Raw genomic sequence first — 720 nt, forward strand, 5'->3', positions numbered from 1 at the left:
GCAGACCTCCACGTTGCCGGACGGGACGGTGGTGCGGGACGAGCGGACCGCGGCGCAACGACGTCTGGACGCGTTGCTGACCATCGTCGGGATCGCGGCGTCCTCAGGGGTGCGGGGGCCGATGGGCGCGACCGCGCGGGCCTCGTTGGTGCTGACCCCGGAAGCGTTGCTGGAGCCGTGCGAGCACCGCGCCAAGGACGCGTTCGGGCTGTGGCGCGGCACCAGTGGCGGGGGGCCGTGCGGGTGTCCGGTCCCGGCCGCGTGCGTCGATGACCTGGGCACGATCCTGGGGCCCCGCGCCGCGCGGGAGCTGACCTGCGGCGCTGACGTGACCCCGGTCTGGCTGGACCCGGCCGGTCGACCGTTGGATGTGGGGCGCACCACTCGCCTGGCCACCGCCCGGCAGCGTCGCGCACTGGAGGTCCGTGACGGGGGGTGCAGCTTCCCCGGCTGCGACGCGGCGGCGTCGTGGTGCCAGGCCCACCACATCGTGCACTGGGCCGACGGCGGCCCGACCGACCTGGCCAACCTGGCCCTGGTGTGCGGACACCACCACCGGTTCATCCACGCCCACCACATCACCGGGCGAGTCACCGCCGACGGGTCCCGCGTCCAGTGGGACATCACCCACACCTGGACCGGCTGGCACCCCACCCCACCACCCGACCCTGACACCGACAGCAGCACCGGGCCCGAGAGCGACGCTGACGACCGCGTCAG

At 74.4% G+C, this 720-nt stretch carries 1 protein-coding gene; it reads left to right on the forward strand.

Annotation, left to right across the window (positions count from 1 at the left end):
- On the forward strand, positions 1-720 hold a 720-nt coding region (locus B4E97_RS16040; RefSeq protein WP_286960753.1), incomplete at both ends, for an HNH endonuclease signature motif containing protein.

This window comes from Arsenicicoccus sp. UBA7492 (genome assembly GCF_002479615.1).
Classification (GTDB): Bacteria; Actinomycetota; Actinomycetes; order Actinomycetales; family Dermatophilaceae; genus Arsenicicoccus; species Arsenicicoccus bolidensis.